Origin of the sequence: Streptomyces sp. NBRC 110611, from assembly GCF_001590865.1 — a bacterium.
Lineage (GTDB): Bacteria > Actinomycetota > Actinomycetes > Streptomycetales > Streptomycetaceae > Streptomyces.
On the sequence record NZ_BBUY01000099.1, the window covers coordinates 1 to 587 of the forward strand.

Consider the following 587-nt stretch of genomic DNA (forward strand, 5'->3'; position numbering starts at 1 on the left):
CCAGCATCGGTTCCATAAGCGGCGAGTGGAAGGCGTGCGAGACCCGCAGCCTGCTGGTCCTACGACCCTCCGCCTCGAAGCGCGCCACGAGAGCCAGCACCGCGTCCTCCACACCGGAGACCACAACCGACGACGGACCATTGACCGCCGCGACCGACACCCCCTCCACCAGATACGGCAGAACCTCGTCCTCCGTCGCCCGGACCGCCACCATCGCCCCACCAACAGGCAACCGCTGCATCAGCCGACCCCGAGCCGCCACCAACGCACACGCATCCGGAAGCGAGAACACACCCGCCACATGCGCCGCAGCAACCTCACCAATCGAGTGCCCCGCCACAAAATCCGGACGCACACCCCACGACTCCACCAGCCGGTACAGCGCCACCTCGACCGCGAACAGCGACGCCTGGGCATACGCAGTCTCGTTCAGCAGCCCCGCGTCCTCACCCCAGACGACATCCCGCACCGAACGCTCCTCCAGATGCTCGTCCAACGCGGCACACACCGCATCGAACGCCGCCGCAAACACCGGATAGCGGCCATACAATTCCCGGCCCATACCCAGACGTTGCGAACCCTGACCC

Annotated in this window: 1 protein-coding gene; it reads right to left on the bottom strand. The window is 67.0% G+C overall.

What is annotated here, in order from left to right; all coding sequences use genetic code 11:
• Positions 1-587 (bottom strand): acyltransferase domain-containing protein (locus AZE13_RS33540; RefSeq protein WP_147264840.1); only part of this gene is annotated, 587 nt, incomplete at both ends.